This is a genomic window from Bradyrhizobium sp. 155 (genome assembly GCF_023101105.1).
GTDB lineage: Bacteria > Pseudomonadota > Alphaproteobacteria > Rhizobiales > Xanthobacteraceae > Bradyrhizobium > Bradyrhizobium canariense_D.
Genome location: NZ_CP064704.1, coordinates 5108705 through 5124788, shown reverse-complemented (window position 1 = coordinate 5124788; position 16084 = coordinate 5108705). Strand labels below are relative to the sequence as shown.

The 16084-nt window shown below is 65.6% G+C and carries 13 protein-coding genes; all 13 read left to right on the top strand.

The genetic code is table 11. The features are described 5' to 3' along the window. Nucleotides 1–109 precede the first annotated feature (109 nt). The 13 genes from IVA93_RS24965 to IVA93_RS24905 all read left to right on the top strand — a co-directional run bounded on the left by IVA93_RS24965 (nucleotide 110) and on the right by IVA93_RS24905 (nucleotide 16062). The gene (locus IVA93_RS24965) at nucleotides 110–265 is read left to right on the top strand and encodes a hypothetical protein (RefSeq protein ID WP_007593402.1); all 156 of its coding nucleotides are present in this window, start codon (nucleotides 110–112) and stop codon (nucleotides 263–265) included. 231 nt (nucleotides 266–496) lie between these two features. Beyond that, nucleotides 497–1168, top strand: coding sequence for a response regulator transcription factor (locus tag IVA93_RS24960; RefSeq protein WP_018458554.1), 672 nt, complete (start codon nucleotides 497–499; stop codon nucleotides 1166–1168). Nucleotides 1169–1290: 122 nt separating this feature from the next. Further along, on the top strand, nucleotides 1291–2667 hold the full coding sequence (locus IVA93_RS24955) for an ATP-binding protein (protein WP_018458555.1): 1377 nt from the start codon (nucleotides 1291–1293) through the stop codon (nucleotides 2665–2667). A gap of 159 nt (nucleotides 2668–2826) precedes the next feature. Next, nucleotides 2827–4227, top strand: coding sequence for a hypothetical protein (locus IVA93_RS24950; protein WP_247370886.1), 1401 nt, complete (start codon nucleotides 2827–2829; stop codon nucleotides 4225–4227). A 100-nt stretch (nucleotides 4228–4327) separates the two neighbouring features. Beyond that, complete coding sequence (locus tag IVA93_RS24945) at nucleotides 4328–4597, top strand: hypothetical protein (protein ID WP_007593394.1); 270 nt, start codon at nucleotides 4328–4330, stop codon at nucleotides 4595–4597. Between the two features lie 131 nt (nucleotides 4598–4728). Then, complete coding sequence (gene ccmI, locus IVA93_RS24940; RefSeq protein ID WP_085362454.1) at nucleotides 4729–5844, top strand: c-type cytochrome biogenesis protein CcmI; 1116 nt, start codon at nucleotides 4729–4731, stop codon at nucleotides 5842–5844. Between the two features lie 37 nt (nucleotides 5845–5881). Beyond that, nucleotides 5882–6391, top strand: a complete 510-nt coding sequence (gene ccmE / locus IVA93_RS24935) for a cytochrome c maturation protein CcmE (protein ID WP_026233609.1) — start codon at nucleotides 5882–5884, stop codon at nucleotides 6389–6391. Then, nucleotides 6388–8370, top strand: a complete 1983-nt coding sequence (locus IVA93_RS24930; RefSeq protein ID WP_018458559.1) for a heme lyase CcmF/NrfE family subunit — start codon at nucleotides 6388–6390, stop codon at nucleotides 8368–8370. Before ccmE ends, IVA93_RS24930 begins: the two co-directional genes overlap by 4 nt. A gap of 4 nt (nucleotides 8371–8374) precedes the next feature. Continuing rightward, on the top strand, nucleotides 8375–8857 hold the full coding sequence (locus IVA93_RS24925; RefSeq protein ID WP_026233610.1) for a cytochrome c-type biogenesis protein: 483 nt from the start codon (nucleotides 8375–8377) through the stop codon (nucleotides 8855–8857). Between the two features lie 232 nt (nucleotides 8858–9089). Next, nucleotides 9090–10673, top strand: coding sequence for a Do family serine endopeptidase (locus tag IVA93_RS24920; RefSeq protein WP_085352305.1), 1584 nt, complete (start codon nucleotides 9090–9092; stop codon nucleotides 10671–10673). 283 nt (nucleotides 10674–10956) lie between these two features. Then, a complete protein-coding gene (locus IVA93_RS24915; RefSeq protein WP_035969420.1) occupies nucleotides 10957–11637 on the top strand; it encodes a response regulator transcription factor in 681 nt (226 codons plus the stop codon). Further along, on the top strand, nucleotides 11621–13075 hold the full coding sequence (locus IVA93_RS24910) for a sensor histidine kinase (protein WP_085352306.1): 1455 nt from the start codon (nucleotides 11621–11623) through the stop codon (nucleotides 13073–13075). Before IVA93_RS24915 ends, IVA93_RS24910 begins: the two co-directional genes overlap by 17 nt. Beyond that, nucleotides 13072–16062, top strand: coding sequence for a bifunctional [glutamine synthetase] adenylyltransferase/[glutamine synthetase]-adenylyl-L-tyrosine phosphorylase (locus IVA93_RS24905; protein WP_247370878.1), 2991 nt, complete (start codon nucleotides 13072–13074; stop codon nucleotides 16060–16062). Before IVA93_RS24910 ends, IVA93_RS24905 begins: the two co-directional genes overlap by 4 nt. Nucleotides 16063–16084: the final 22 nt, after the last annotated feature.

The following is a 16084-nucleotide window of genomic DNA, read 5'->3' as shown; positions in this document are numbered from 1 at the left end:
CGATCCGGCTGCAAAAACCGGAACATCATATCCAATCATGCGTTGCCACTGGACATCCGCCGCGAGGAGTCGCGGCCATCCGACGCGACGGCCAGAAATTGAGGTCACCATGGCAACCACGCGAGACCAACGTCAGATCGTGGAAACTCCGACGGAGGCGCGCCAGGGCGAGCCTGGGCCGTCGGTGGCGGCGCTGCTCGCCATATCAACCGGGCTCGCGATCCTGATCCTCGCGGTCATCTGGTTCGTGTTCTTCCGGACCTGATCGGCAGATCGACCGGACGGTTTGCACCTTCCGACTCGCCGCGTAACGCGGCACATTGCGCCCGCCATGCCGTCGGTTCGTCCGGTGGCATGGCGGGCGCAGTGCGTTAACTGCGAACTGGTCGGATATGACCAAAAAGTAACGCGGCCGGTTCCCCGGTGTTCATATTCAGTTCACGCCGGAATTGCTCATCTGTGCAGGTGTTCATGCGGCCTAATTCTGGAGAGAAGCGTGCGCCTGCTCGTCGTTGAGGACGACCCCGATCTCAATCGCCAGCTTACCAAGGCGCTGACCGACGCCGGCTATGTCGTCGATCGCGCCTTCGACGGGGAGGAGGGGCATTTTCTCGGTGACAACGAGCCCTACGATGCCGTGGTGCTCGACATCGGCCTGCCGAAGAAGGACGGCATCTCGGTGCTGGAGGCCTGGCGGCGCAACGGCCGCACCATGCCGGTCCTGATCCTCACCGCGCGCGACCGCTGGAGCGACAAGGTCCAGGGCTTCGATGCCGGTGCCGACGACTATGTCGCAAAGCCGTTCCACCTGGAGGAGGTGCTGGCGCGGATCCGCGCGCTGCTGCGCCGCTCCACCGGCCACGCCCAGAGCGAGCTGACCTGCGGCCCCGTCACGCTCGACACCAGGACCGGCCGGGTCAGCGTGTCGGGTAATCCCATCAAGATGACGTCGCACGAATATCGGCTTCTGGCCTACTTGATGCACCATTCGGGGCGCGTCGTGTCCCGTACCGAGCTGGTCGAGCATCTCTACGACCAGGACTTCGACCGCGACTCCAACACGATCGAGGTCTTCGTCGGCCGCATCCGCAAGAAGCTCGACGTCGACATCATCCAGACTGTCCGTGGCCTCGGCTATCTCCTGACCCCGCCGGCCCCCGGCGCTTGAAGCGCGGTGTCTCGAACTATCTCGTCTAGACGTATCTTGGCTTGACGGGCGGCGCAGCAGGGGCCTTGTTCGGGGTCATGAGTTCCGACGCCATGCCACCCCGCGCCTCCGGGATCATTCCGATGCCCGCCAGCTCGCTTGCGAACCGCCTGTTTCTGTCGGCGACCGCGTGGCTCGTGGTGATCCTGGCCATCACCGGCGTGGTGCTGTCGTCGGTCTACAAGAACGCCACCGAGCGCGCCTTCGACCGCCGGCTCAATCTCTATCTCCGCACGCTGATCGCCGAGGTCGCCACCCCCGACGAGCCGCCGGACCGCCAGTTCCAGTCGCTCGGCGAGCCCTTGTTCGAACTGCCGTTGTCCGGCTGGTACTGGCAGATCACGCGGACCGACACCGAAAAGCCGGAGGTGCGCTCCTCGCGCTCGCTCTGGGACAAGAAGCTGCCAAAGCTGGAAGAGCAGGGCACCGAGCTCACAGCCGCGGGCATCCGGATCGCTTATGTCGACGGTCCAGAGGGACAGAACCTGCGCATGGTGGAGCGGCCGGTCGATCTCGGCGCGGACGGCAAATTTCTCGTCAGTGTCGCCGGTGACGACACCGAGATTTTCGACGAGACGCGCAGTTTCGATTACTACCTCGGCGGCACCTTCACCGCGCTCGGTATCGTGTTGCTGCTGACCACCGTGTTTCAGGTCCGCTTCGGTCTCGCGCCGCTCAAGCGCATCTCCGAATCCATCGCCGACATCCGGTCCGGGCGGGCGGAGCGGCTCGAGGGCGAGTTCCCGGTCGAGATCGCACCGCTGGCGCGCGAGACCAACGCGCTGATCGACGCCAATCGCGAGATCGTGGAGCGCGCGCGCACCCATGTCGGCAATCTCGCCCACGCCATCAAGACGCCGCTCTCGGTCATCGTGAACGAGGCCGGCGCGCATGCCACCGATCCGTTCGCGGCCAAGGTGATGGAGCAGGCCGACGTGATGCGCGACCAGGTCGCCCATCATCTCGAGCGCGCGCGCATCGCGGCGCGGGTCTCGGTCGTTGCGACGGTGACGGAGGTGGCACCGGCCATCGAGGCACTGCGGCGGACCATGGAGAAGATCCACCGCGGCCGCGGCATCGTGGTCGAGGCCGAGGCCGATCCGTCGGCGAAATTTCGCGGCGAGCGGCAGGATCTGGAGGAGATGGTCGGCAACCTCGTCGACAACGCCTGCAAATGGGCGGCGTCGCGGGTCTTCATCGAAGTTCTGGCGGAAGCGCCGCAGCAGGCGAGCATCGGTCCGCGGCTGCATATCATCGTCGACGATGACGGCCGCGGCCTGTCGGAGGCCGAGCGCACCCAGGTCTCACGGCGCGGCCAGCGGCTCGACGAGTCCAAGCCCGGATCGGGGCTGGGACTGTCGATCGTGACCGAGCTCGCTGCGCTCTATGGCGGCAGCCTCTCCCTCGGGCGCGCACCGACGGGGGGCCTGCGGGCGGAGCTGGTCCTCCCCGGAATATAATCCCTTGTTCCGACGCGACTATTTGGCCTGCTGCACACCGATCCGGACGAAACCAGGGGTATTCGGAGGGACTTCCTAAACGGCTTCTTAAGTGGCCCCACCTATGATCGAGCAGGACGGATCCCACGTCCGCCATTTTACCGTTCATTACCCGGGCGCATGAGCCAGACATCGATCGAGCGGCTGAGGGACTATCTCGCGCAGCTCCCGCCGCAGGCGCAGGCGCTGCTGATGCGAGAGTTCGAGCGTGCGCTCGAGCGCGGCCAGGACACGGCCGTGGCAACCCTCGTGCTCGACCAGCTGCGCAAGATTGTCCGCAAGACGGAAGCCGACGAGGCCGCACCGCCGCGTACGGACGATCTGTCGCGGCTGCTGTTCCAGGTGCTGGAACCCTTCCTGGTCGAAGCAGGCGCCCCGATCCGGGTCGGGCAGGTCCGCCGCTCCTCGCTGGCTCCGATCTGGCAATGGCTCGGCCGCGACGGTGCTCCGGATAAGCTGAAGGAACTCGAGGCGGCGCTGGCGCGCACGCCGGCCGACAGCGCAGGGCAGGTCGAAGCGCTGGCCTCGAAGCTCCAGGCGGTCGCTGCGGATGCCATCTTCGAGCTGACGGGGCCGGGCGGGGGTGACAAGTCGCGTGCGCTCGCCCGCGTTGGTCCGCCCAACGTGATTGAGGACCTCTATTCGACCGGGGCGGTGCTCGCGGTCCGCGACGCCATTGCCACCTTGAACGAGAAGCTGCCGCGCTCTTTGCGCGCCTTCGGCGATGCCCAGATCGCCTCGGTGACTGCAGCGCTCAACATTCCGGTCCTCCAGACCCCGCAGATGCTGCCCTTCGCGCTCTCCATCGTCGTGCAGCGGATGACCGCGCCGTGGCAGATCATCCGCCTCGCCATCAAGATTGCCGCGTCCGACGACGAGATCCGTGTTGCGGCAACGCCCTATGGCGTCGCCGTCACGATCGCGCTGCATGATCTGTCCTGCGTGGCCGCCATCCTGCGCATGGACATCAAGCGCGGCCATTTCGACAATGTCGCCGCCAATCTCAAGACGCTGCACGACGGCGTGCGAGGCCTGCGTACCGAGCTCGACCTGCGCAACGATTCTGCCTGGGGCAAGCAGTTGACCTCGATCCGGGCCGACATCTCTAACGCGCTGCAATCCGAGATCGACAGTGTTCCCGGCCGCGTCCGCCGCATCCTGCGCCAGCGCGCCGAGAAGGACATTCCGCCGGGCGCGCGGATCGACAGCACCGAGGTCGAGGAAACCGTCGCGCTGATCGATTTCGTCGCCACCTGCCGCAATTATGCGAGCGAGCTTGCGATCAACGAGGTGACACTGCGCACCTATTCCGACCTCCAGCAATATGTCGAGCGTTCGACTGAGCAGCTGGTGCAGTCGCTGCGCGGCGCCGATCACAAGGTCCGCACCTATCGGCAGCAGCAGGTGCAGGCCGCGATCCGCTTCTGCCAGGTGCTGTTCGGCGATGATTATGCTTCGCTGATGAGCCGCGCCGCGGAGAACGCGGCCACGGGCGAGCGCAAATCGTCGCGCGCTAGCTGATCCAGGCGCATATTTCAGTAGTCACAATTTCAGGTTGACGGTGTCGGTGGCTGGCCCTACGGTCGCCGTGCAGGTTTTTTATATTTCTATCTGTGGGCGCATGAAATCCGTTATCAGTTCCATCGAAATCGAGAATCGCGTCGTTGTTGCCAAATATCAAAGGCTGATGGTCGGCGCGAAGGTGGTGCTGGTCGAGAAGGCAAGCGGTCGGCAGCTTCCTGAGACCGTCACCAGGGTTGCATCACCCGTTCCCGTCGGGGCGTTGCGCATCAGATTGCCCGACGCTATCGAGCCGGGAACATACTTCCTGAAGGCCTTCAACGGGCATGGCGAGGACGCCGCTCAAAGCGCGGACTTCGAGATCGGCTAAGCCGTTGGATTTTCACCATTTCGGGACTGTGCGCGGTCGTGCCGAATTGACAATTGTCAATTGCCGCATCGTCCGGCCGTGGTGTAAAGCGACCTGTGGGCGCGGCTTGCGCGCTGCCGGAAGCTTGCCAGATGATGCTATGGTTCGTGTTCGCGCTGATGACGGTCGCGGCGATCTTCGCCGTGCTTTTGCCGCTCGGCCGTAGCGGACGCGCGCAAAATCAGGGCAGCGAGGTCGCGGTCTACAAGGACCAACTCGCCGAGATCGAGCGTGATCTTGCCGCAGGGCTGATCGCCGCGCCCGAAGCCGAGGCCGCGCGCGTCGAGGTCAGCCGCAGGCTGCTTGCCGCGGCCGGCAGCGAGCCCGCAACGGCACCGAAATCCAGCCTCAAATGGCGCCGCGCGGCGGCCGTGCTGGCGCTTGCCGGCCTGCCGCTGGTTGCGATTGGTGTCTATGTGCCGCTCGGCTCGCCCAGGCTTCAGGACTTTCCACTGGCGCAGCGGGAGCGCGGGTCCGGGTCCGGCATGGCCCAGTCGCTCGAGAATCTGGTCGTACAGGTCGAGCAACATCTGGAAAAGAATCCGACCGACGGGCGCGGCTGGAACGTGATCGCGCCCGTGCTGGAACGGCTCGGTCGCTTCGACGACGCCGTGCGCGCCTATCGCAACTCGCTCACCTACAATGGCGAGAGCGCGGAGCGCCGGTCCGATCTCGGCGAAGCGATCTCGGCCGCCGCCGGCGGCGTCGTGACCGCCGAGGCCAAGACCGAGTTCGAGCGCGCGCGCGCGCTCAGCGCCGACGACCCCAAGGCGAACTATTTTCTCGGTCTCGCCGCCGAGCAGGACGGCCGCAAAGACGATGCCGCCAATATCTGGCGCGCGCTGCTGGCGAAAGCGCCGGCGGATGCGCCGTGGCGGCCTCTGGTGCAGACCTCGCTCGCGCGGGTCGGTGGCGGTGGCGCGACGATGCCGGCGCTGTCGGATGAGACCCTCGCAGCTTCCAAGGACATGAAAGAGGTCGATCGCAACGCGATGGTTCGCGGCATGGTCGAACGGCTCGCCACGCGCCTCAAGCAGAACGGCGACGACGTCGAGGGTTGGCTGCGCCTGGTGCGCGCCTATCTCGTCATGGGTGATCGCGACAAGGCGGTGGGGGCATCGACCGATGCCCGCCAGGCGGTTGCCAACGATGCAGCACGGTTGCGCCAGCTTGATGAAGGCCTCAAGACACTCGGGCTCGACGGATGATGATGTCAGGACGAGACGGGCAGGGAATGGATACGCCATGACGCGCAAGCAGCGACGTATGACCATCATCGGCGGCTCGCTTGCCGTGCTCGCCCTCGCGGCCGCGCTGGTGCTCAACGCTCTGCGCGATTCCATCGTGTTCTTCTCGACGCCGACCATGGTCGCCGAGAAGCACGTTGCGCCCGGCAAGCGGTTTCGCCTCGGCGGCCTGGTGCAGCCCGGCTCGCTCCAGCGCGGCGACAATCTCGCTGTGACCTTCGAGGTCGCCGACGGCGGCGCAAAGCTTCCGGTCGCCTTCAAGGGCATTTTGCCCGATCTGTTCCGCGAAGGGCAGGGCGTCGTCGCCGAAGGCGCGCTCGATGCTGACGGCGTGTTCAAGGCCGACACCGTGCTCGCCAAGCACGACGAGACCTACATGCCAAAGGACGTCGCCGATGCCCTGAAGAAGCAGGGGCACTGGAAGGATGATTACGGCGCCAAAGCTTCCGACGGCGTCAAGCCCGCGGCCACGACCGCGCAGGGCAATCCGCAGGGAGCAGTTCGGTGATCGCGGAGTCAGGACATTACGCGCTGGTGCTGGCGCTCGGACTGGCACTGATCCAGTCCATCGTGCCCCTGATCGGCGCGCGGCTGCGCGATGACGCGCTGATGAATGTGGCGCGCTCCACTGCGCTGGCGCAGCTTCTGTTCGTCGGTGCGTCGTTCATCGCGCTTGTGATGCTGCACGTGGAGTCGGACTTCTCGGTCGTCAACGTCTACGAGAATTCCCACTCCATGAAGCCGCTGCTCTACAAGATCACTGGCGTGTGGGGAAACCATGAAGGCTCGATGCTCTTGTGGGTGTCGATCCTCGCGCTGTTCGGCGGATTGGTCGCGGCCTTCGGCAACAATCTGCCGCTGTCGCTGCGCGCGCACGTGCTGGCCGTACAGGCGTGGATCGCCAGCGCCTTCTATCTCTTCATCCTGGTGACCTCCAACCCGTTCCTGCGCATCACCAACCCGCCGATCGAGGGACGCGATCTCAATCCGGTGCTTCAGGACATCGGTCTCGCCGTGCATCCGCCGATGCTCTATCTCGGCTATGTCGGCTTCTCAATTTCGTTTTCCTTCGCGATCGCGGCGTTGCTGGAGGGGCGGATCGATGCCGCCTGGGCGCGTTGGGTGCGGCCGTGGACGCTGGTCGCCTGGATCTTCCTGACGCTCGGTATCGCCATGGGCTCGTACTGGGCCTATTACGAACTGGGTTGGGGCGGCTGGTGGTTCTGGGACCCGGTCGAGAACGCCTCGCTGATGCCTTGGCTTGCCGGCACCGCGCTGCTTCATTCGGCTCTGGTGATGGAGAAGCGCAACGCGCTGAAGGTCTGGACCATCCTCTTGTCGATCTTGACCTTCTCGCTATCGCTGCTTGGGACCTTCCTGGTGCGCTCGGGGGTCATCACCTCGGTGCATGCCTTCGCGACCGATCCAACCCGCGGGGTGTTCATTCTCCTGATTCTCTGCCTGTTCATCGGGGGCAGCCTGTCGCTGTTCGCGGGGCGCGCGACGTCGTTGAAGCAGGGCGGCCTGTTTGCACCGATCTCGCGCGAGGGTGCGCTGGTGCTGAACAATCTGCTGCTCACTGTGGCCTGCGCGGTGGTGCTGTTCGGCACGCTCTATCCGCTGGCGATGGAGATGCTCGCCGATTTCAAGATGTCGGTCGGCGCGCCGTTCTACAATCTCACCTTCGCTCCGCTGTTCACGCTATTGCTGCTCGCCGTGCCGTTCGGGCCGATGCTGGCGTGGAAACGCGGCGATCTGCTAGGCGTCACCCAACGCCTGCTGGCGGCCGGCGTTGCCGGGCTTATCGCCGTCGCGATGGTCTGGGGCTGGGTGCGCGGCGGCAGCGCGCTCGCGCCATTGGCAATCGGACTTGGCGTCTTCGTCATTGCCGGCGCCGTCACGGATCTGGCCGAACGAACCGGCTTGTTCCGGCTGCCGTTCGCGACGACGCTCCATCGTGCCCGCGGTCTGCCGCGCTCGGCCTGGGGCTCGGTATTTGCGCATGCCGGCCTCGGCGTTGCGCTGATCGGAATCGTCTGCGAGACCACCTGGAACAGCGAATATATCGCGACGATGAAGCAGAACGACGTCGCCCATGTCGCCGGCTATGACGTCAAGCTGGACGGCCTGTTTCAGCGCCAGGGACCGAACTTCCACGAGATGATCGCCGAATTCAACGTCAGCCACGACGGCGAGATGCTCAGCGTGATGACGCCGTCCAAGCGCAGCTTCACCACCCGCGGCTCCTCGACCACCGAGGCCGCGCTGCTGACGCGCGGCGCCAGCCAGCTCTACATCTCGCTCGGCGACGCCACTGCCGAAGGCGCCATTGCCGTGCGCATCTATCACAAGCCGCTGGTGCTGCTGATCTGGTGGGGACCGGTGCTGATGGCGTTCGGCGGCGTGCTATCGCTGTCGGACCGGCGCCTGCGAGTCGGCGCGCCGAAACCGGCGCGTGCCAAGCAGCGCCTGCAGCCGGCGGAGTGATCGGATGCGCCGAATGATGGTCGCGTTCATCGCGCTGATGCTGCTGGCCTTGCCTGCGGCGCATGCCGTGCAGCCGGACGAGATCATGTCGGATCCGGTGAAGGAGTCGCGTGCACGCGATCTGTCGCGTGAGCTGCGCTGCATGGTCTGCCAGAACCAGTCGATCGACGATTCCGATGCGCCGCTGGCGCGCGATTTGCGGCTCCTGGTGCGCGAGCGTATCGCGGCCGGCGACAGCAATTCGCAAGTGCTCGATTTCCTGGTCGCGCGCTACGGCGAGTTCGTGCTGCTCAAGCCGCGCTTCGAGCGCCAGAACATGCTGCTGTGGCTGCTCGCGCCGTTGCTGCTGATTGGCGGCAGCCTGGCGCTATGGCTGCAAATCCGCCGGCGCGCGCGAAATGGTGCAGACCTACCGGCTCCGCCGCTCACGCCCGACGAGGAAGCGCGGCTCGCCGCATTGATGGCGGATGAAGCCAAATCCAGCTAGCTACGTTGCTGCGCGCATCAAGCCGGCACTGCGCGGGGGTTCCTGGAACTTGGTTAAGTTCCTGCAGGTTCACTAGTTTTGGCCGCGATAAACTGCCGCATCCGCATGTCCGGTTCATTACAAAAGTTTAACCCCGCCGCCAGCGCACGGTAAGGCGACAGCCCCCATCTTCAGGTCCGTAAGTTGCCGCCGTCAGGTACCAAATGGATTTCAAGGCCCTGGAGATCTCTGCATGACCGACCGTTCCGACCTCTCGAAACTTCCGTCCTACCAGCAGCCCCGCCGGTCCGTTTTCTCGGCCCGCAAGATCGCGCTGATGGCATCGGTCGTCGCCGGCCTCGGCGCCGCCGTCTACGGCTTCGGCACGTCGACCTCGCCGGCCGACCTGTTCTCGAGCCCGGCACATGCACAGGTCAACAACGAGGTCCGCAAGGTCGAACGCCCGATCGGCTTTGCCGACATTGTCGAGCGCGTGAAACCTTCGGTGATCTCGGTGAAGGTCAACATGAAGGAGAAGACCGCGAGCAACGATGACGGCGATGATTCCTCCTCACCGTTCCAGCCGGGCTCGCCGATGGAGCGGTTCTTCCGCCGCTTCGGCGGTCCGGATGGTATCCCTGGCCTAAAGGGTGGTGGCGGTCGTGGCCGCGTCGTGCAGGGCCAGGGCTCCGGCTTCTTCATCTCGGCTGACGGCTTTGCCGTGACCAACAACCACGTGGTCGACGGCGCCGACAAGGTCGAGGTCACCACCGACGACGGCAAGACCTACACCGCCAAGGTGATCGGTACCGACCAGCGCACCGACCTTGCCTTGATCAAGGTCGAGGGCAGCTCGAACTTCCCATTCGCGAAGCTTGCCGACGGCAAGCCGCGGATCGGCGACTGGGTGCTCGCGGTGGGCAACCCGTTCGGCCTCGGCGGCACCGTGACTGCCGGCATCGTTTCGGCCAGCGGCCGCGACATCGGCAACGGCCCCTACGACGATTTCATCCAGATCGACGCCCCCGTTAACAAGGGCAATTCCGGCGGTCCCGCGTTCGACACCAATGGTGAGGTGATGGGCGTCAACACCGCGATCTACTCGCCTTCCGGCGGCAGCGTCGGCATCGCGTTCTCGATCCCCGCCAGCACCGTGAAGAGCGTGGTGGCGCAGCTCAAGGACAAGGGCTCGGTTAGCCGCGGCTGGATCGGCGTGCAGATCCAGCCGGTGACACCCGACATCGCAGACAGCCTCGGCATGAAGAAGGCCGAAGGTGCGCTGGTTGCGGAGCCGCAGGCGAATGGTCCGGCGGCCAAGGCCGGCATCGAGTCCGGTGACGTGATCACGTCGGTCAACGGCGAATCGGTCAAGGACGCGCGCGAGCTCGCCCGCACCATTGGCGGCCTGGCGCCCGGCGCGACCGTGAAGCTCAACGTGCTGCACAAGGGCCAGGACAAGGTGGTGAACCTCACCCTCGGCCAGCTGCCGAACACGATCGAAGCCAAGGCCGACATCGACAAGGACAGCGGCAAGGGCGCGAGCCGCGGCACCGACGTGCCCAAGCTCGGCATGACCGTCGCGCCCGCCGATTCCGTGGCCGGCGCCGGCAAGGAAGGCGTCGTGGTCACCGAAGTCGATCCGAAGAGCGCCGCAGCCGAACGCGGCTTCAAGGAAGGTGACGTGATTCTCGAAGTCGGCGGCAAGAGCGTGAGCACCGCCGGCGAAGTTCGCGACGCCATCAACACGGCGCGGACTGACAACAAGAACAGCGTCCTGATGCGGGTGAAGAGCGGCGGTCAGTCGCGCTTCGTCGCCGTGCCCATCGCGAAGGGCTAACCAAGGGCTCGGCCTCAGGAGGCCTCCGAGATGAAGGGTGTCGCCGGCATCAGTCGCCCCCGCCGACGGCGCCCTTCGGGGGAGCAGCGCAACGTTTGCTTCCCCTATCTACCTTCCGGTGGAATACGCCCCCCTCCGTCGGAAGGCCTAGGGCGGTGAAGTCCCCCCAGCTTCACCGCCCGCCTTTTTCTCGATGCCAGAGTCTCTCACTCGGCTTGCATGCGATTGCCGCTCGCGCCATGTTTAGAGAAGGTTCACTCCCTTGACCGTTGCCGAACGCACGATGCGCCTCCTCATCATCGAAGACGACCGCGAATCCGCCGACTACCTCGTGAAGGCGTTTCGTGAGGTCGGGCACATTGCCGACCACGCCGCCGACGGCGAGGAAGGCCTTGCCATGGCCGAGAACGGCGATTACGACGTGCTGGTGGTCGACCGCATGCTGCCCAAGCGCGACGGCCTGTCGGTGATCGGCGCGCTCCGCGACAAGGACGATTCGACGCCGGTGCTGATTCTCTCCGCGCTCGGCCAGGTCGACGACCGCATCAAGGGCCTGCGCGCTGGCGGCGACGATTATCTGCCGAAACCCTATTCCTTCGCCGAGCTGTTGGCCCGGGTCGAGGTGCTGTCGCGCCGCCGCGGCGGTCCGGCCGAGGACACGCTGTACCGCGTCGGCGATCTCGAGCTCGACCGGCTCTCCCATCGCGTCGCGCGCGGCAAGGACGAGCTGACGCTCCAGCCGCGCGAATTCCGCCTGCTCGAATACCTCATGAAGCATGCGGGCCAGGTGGTGACCCGCACCATGCTGCTTGAGAACGTCTGGGACTATCATTTCGATCCGCAGACCAACGTCATCGACGTGCACATTTCGCGGCTGCGCTCCAAGATCGACAAGGGTTTTGAGCGGCCGCTGCTGCACACGATCCGCGGCGCGGGATACATGATCCGTGACGGCATTCGGTAAACTCGTCCGCACCACGGCATTCCGGCTGACGCTGGTCTATTTGCTGTTGTTCGCGATGTTCGCGGCCTCGCTGCTGGCCTATTTCGCCTGGAATACGCGGCGGCTGATCACCGAGGAGATCACGCAGACAGTCAATGCCGAGACCTCGGAGATCAGCGAGATCTACGGCCGCCGCGGCTTGCGCGCTCTCGTGCTCGCGATCGAGTACCGGGCGCTGCGTCCGGGTGCCAACCTCTATCTCGTGACGACGCCGACCGGGCAGGCGATCGCCGGCAATGTCGGCTCGCTGGCGCCCGGCGTGATGGCGAAGCGCGGCTGGTCCGAGACCGCCTACCGGCGTATCGAGGACGCCGACGATCGCGACCACCTTGCGCTCGTCCGCGTCACCGAACTGGAAAACGGCTTCCGGCTTCTGATCGGACGCGATCTGGCCGAGCGGCGACGGCTGTTCGGCATCGTGGCGAAGGCCGCGCAATGGTCGATCCTGATCGTCGTTGTGCTCGGCCTGGGCGGCGGCATCTTTGTGGCGCGCAGGGTTTTGAGGCGCATTGATGCGATGAGCGGCACCGCCCATCGGATCATGACCGGCGATCTCAGCGAACGCCTGCCGGTAGGGCGCAGTGGCGACGAGCTCGACCGCCTCGCCGAAAATCTCAACGCCATGCTGGAGCGGATCGAGGCGCTGATGGCGGGGCTGAAGGAGGTCTCCGACAACATCGCTCACGATCTCAAGACGCCGCTGACGCGCCTGCGCAACCGCGCCGAGGAGGCGCTGGCGAAATCCGGCGGCGAGGTCGATTACCGCGCCGCGCTGGAGCGGACCATCGAGGAATCCGACGGGCTGATCCGTACCTTCAACGCGCTTCTGATGATCGCGCGCGCCGAGTCCGGGCAGGCGCGCGGTAACATGGATGATTTCGACGCCGCCGATGTCGCCAACGGCATTCACGAACTCTACGAGCCGCTGGCCGAAGACGACGGCATGACTTTGAAGGTCAGGTGCGAGCCGACGCCGGTTCACGCCAACCGCGAGTTGATCAGCCAGGCCCTCGCCAATCTTGTCGAGAATGCGGTCAAATACGGCAAGCCGGTCGCGCAATCCGCGGGAACCGTGGTCAGCATGGAGGGCAGGCAGATCACGATCGAATCGAGGCGCGAGGGCGATCAGGTGCTGCTCAGCGTCACCGATCGCGGTCCCGGAATCCCCGAAGCCGACCGCAAGCATGTGGTGGAACGATTCGTGCGGCTGGAAGCGAGCCGCACGCTGCCTGGATCCGGCCTCGGTCTCAGTCTCGCCTCCGCGGTCGCGACATTGCATGGCGGTGAGTTGAGGTTGGGTGACGCCCAGCCCGGTCTTGTCGCCACGCTGGTGCTGCCGGCGCGCGCGGGCGACAGGGTTGCTCCGCCAATGCCGGATGTGCCACAGAAGGTGGCATGAACCACTCCGCGCCGGGAAACGCGGACAAGCATGGTGAGAGACTTGCCGCACGCTTCGCGGAGGCTCCCCATATTGCCGCTTCCGTCACCGACCAAGGACGTTTTGAAAGGTGGCTGGCCGAGCTCGAGCCAGCGCAATTCACCCGTCTTGAAGCGCTGCTGGCTCACCGCTTCGCGCGGGACATCCTGGCCGGCATCGCGGAATTCTCGCCTTATCTGTTTGAGCTGCTGCGCGCTGATCCGCAGCGCCTGATCCGGCTGCTGGAATGCGATCCGGATGCGCATCTCGCCACGCTGATCGCGGAGGCGAACGGCGCCGTGCTCGCGGCATCCGATGAAGCCGAGGTGATGCGGCTGCTTCGCCGCATGAAGGCGGAGGCCGCGCTCCTGATCGCATTGTGCGACATCGGCGGGGTCTGGCCGGTGATGCGGGTGACCGCAGCGCTCACCGATGTCGCGGTGTCCTCGGTGCGGGCGGCGCTTCAGTACCTCCTGCGGCAGGAAGCCGCACGCGGCAAGCTCTCGCCGCCCAATCCCGAGGCGTCGGAGGAGGGCTGCGGGCTGATCGTGCTTGCGATGGGCAAGATGGGCGCAGGCGAGCTGAACTATTCCAGCGACATCGATCTCATCGTGTTCTTCGATCCCGACAATACGACGCTCGCCGCCGATATCGAACCCCAGCCGTTCTTCGTGAGGGTGACGCAGGGGATGGCGCGCATTCTCCAGCAGCGCACTTATGACGGCTACGTCTTCCGCGTCGATCTGCGCCTGCGTCCCGATCCATCCTCGACGCAGGTGGCGATTTCGCGCGACGCCGCGCTGAACTATTACGAGCGGGAAGGGCGTACCTGGGAGCGCGCCGCGATGATCAAGGCGCGAGCCTGCGCCGGCGATCCCAGGGCGGGCGCGGCGCTGCTCGCGGAGATCGCGCCCTTCGTCTGGCGCAAGCATCTCGACTTTGCCGCGCTTGCCGACGTTCACGACATGAAGCGGCAGATGCAGACCTATCGCGGCCAGAGCGAGGTTGCGGTCGAAGGGCATAACGTGAAGGTCGGGCGCGGCGGAATCCGCGAGATCGAGTTCTTCGCCCAGACCCAGCAATTGATCGCCGGGGGGCGACATCCCGAACTGCGTGTGCGGCCGACGCTCGCCGCGCTCGGCGTGCTTGCTTCCAGCAACTGGATCACGGTTTCGGCGCGTGACGAGCTGACCACGGCCTACCAATTCCTGCGCCGGGTCGAGCATCGCCTCCAGATGATCGCAGACGAGCAGACCCACACGCTGCCCGAGGACAAGGAGGCGGTGGAGCGTTTCGCCTGGTTCTTCGGCTATCCGGATCGCGAGGCCTTTGCCCGCGACCTTCTGCGGCAGCTCGAGATCGTCCAGGGCCACTACGAAAAACTGTTCGAAGGCGACGATCCGACCGGCACGGCCAAGCTGCCGGCGCTCGACTACAGTGCGGGTCCCGACGATCCGCGGCTGCTTCAGTATCTGGCCACGCTCGGCTTCAAGAAGCCTGCCGCCGTCGCGCAGACCGTGCGTGACTGGATCACCGGCGAGTACCGCGTGTTCCGCGTCGAAGCGACGCGCAACGCATTCGTCGAATTCGTGCCGGCTCTCATCGACGGTCTCGCTCATGCCGAGGAGCCGGATCGGGCCGTCGTGGCGTTCGACCATTTCCTTGGAGCGCTTCAGCGCGGCGGCCGGCTGATCACGCTGCTCGGCCAGAACCGCGATCTCGTCGCGCTGGTCGCCCTGGTGCTGGGCGCGGCGCCCCGGCTCGGCGAGATGCTCGCCCGGCAGCCGCAGCTCATGGATGGCCTGATCGATCCGCGCTTCTTCGGCGCCATGCCCGACAGGCAGGAATTGTCGGGGCGGCTTGCGACCACCGTGCAGGATGCCGGCTCTTACGAAGAGTTCCTCGACCGCCTGCGTCTGTTCGGGCAAGAGAGCCTGTTCCTGATCGGCACGCGCATTCTCTCCGGCACCGTCTCGGCGCAGCAGGCGAGCACGGCCTTTGCCGACGTCGCCGAGGGCATCGTCCATACCGTGCATGGTCTCGTCGCCGACCGCTTCGCCGCCCAGCATGGCCGGATCAAGGGGCAGGAGAGCGCAATCATCGCGATGGGCCGGCTCGGCAGCCGCGAGATGACCGCGTCGTCCGATCTCGACCTGATCCTGCTTTACGATTTCGATAGCGACAATCCGGACTCCGACGGTGCGAAGTCACTGCAAGGTGCGCATTACTTCGCCCGCTTCACCCAGCGCCTGATCAGCGCGTTCACGACGCGCACCAATTACGGAGTGCTCTACGAGATCGACATGCGGCTGCGCCCCTCGGGGCGTGCCGGCCCTGTGGCCTCGAGCCTCGTCTCGTTCGCGGACTACCAGGCCAACGAGGCCTGGACCTGGGAGCACATGGCGCTGACGCGCGCGCGCGTCGTGTCGGCCTCGCCCGAATTCCGGGAGCGGATCGAACACGTCATCCGCGATGTCCTGACCCGTCGCCGCGATCCCGCAATCACCGCCAACGACGTTGCCGACATGCGGCGTGCCATTGCCCAGGAGAAGGGCGAGGCCGATTGCTGGGATCTCAAATATGCCGCCGGCGGCATGGTCGACATCGACTTCATCGCGCAATATCTCCAGCTCGTGCATGCTCACGAGAAACCGGAGATTCTCGACGTCGGCACCACGCAGGTGCTGGACAATGCATGCAGGCTCGGCGTGCTCGCGCAATCGGAGACCGAGATATTGCGTGCCGCGGCGCGGCTCTATCACGACCTGACGCAGATCCTGCGGCTCTGCGTCAGCGACCGCTTCAAGCCCGAAACCGCCGGCACCGACCTCTTGCGCGTGATGGCACGCGCCGGCGACGCGCCGCATTTCTCCTCGCTGGAGGCGCGCGTGAAGGAGACGCAGAGCGAGGTGCGCCGTGTCTTCAGGGCGCTGCTGGAAGGGACGTCGTCGTCGGCTTCAGCGAGGTGAGCGCCTCCCGCACGTTCGGCTC

Coding starts and splice junctions, on each gene's coding strand:
- IVA93_RS24965 (WP_007593402.1), top strand. CDS start 110: ATGGCAACCACGCGAGACCAACGTCAGATCGTGGAAACTCCGACGGAG.
- IVA93_RS24955 (WP_018458555.1), top strand. CDS start 1,291: ATGCCCGCCAGCTCGCTTGCGAACCGCCTGTTTCTGTCGGCGACCGCG.
- IVA93_RS24950 (WP_247370886.1), top strand. CDS start 2,827: ATGAGCCAGACATCGATCGAGCGGCTGAGGGACTATCTCGCGCAGCTC.
- IVA93_RS24945 (WP_007593394.1), top strand. CDS start 4,328: ATGAAATCCGTTATCAGTTCCATCGAAATCGAGAATCGCGTCGTTGTT.
- ccmI (WP_085362454.1), top strand. CDS start 4,729: ATGATGCTATGGTTCGTGTTCGCGCTGATGACGGTCGCGGCGATCTTC.
- ccmE (WP_026233609.1), top strand. CDS start 5,882: ATGACGCGCAAGCAGCGACGTATGACCATCATCGGCGGCTCGCTTGCC.
- IVA93_RS24925 (WP_026233610.1), top strand. CDS start 8,375: ATGCGCCGAATGATGGTCGCGTTCATCGCGCTGATGCTGCTGGCCTTG.
- IVA93_RS24920 (WP_085352305.1), top strand. CDS start 9,090: ATGACCGACCGTTCCGACCTCTCGAAACTTCCGTCCTACCAGCAGCCC.
- IVA93_RS24915 (WP_035969420.1), top strand. CDS start 10,957: ATGCGCCTCCTCATCATCGAAGACGACCGCGAATCCGCCGACTACCTC.
- IVA93_RS24905 (WP_247370878.1), top strand. CDS start 13,072: ATGAACCACTCCGCGCCGGGAAACGCGGACAAGCATGGTGAGAGACTT.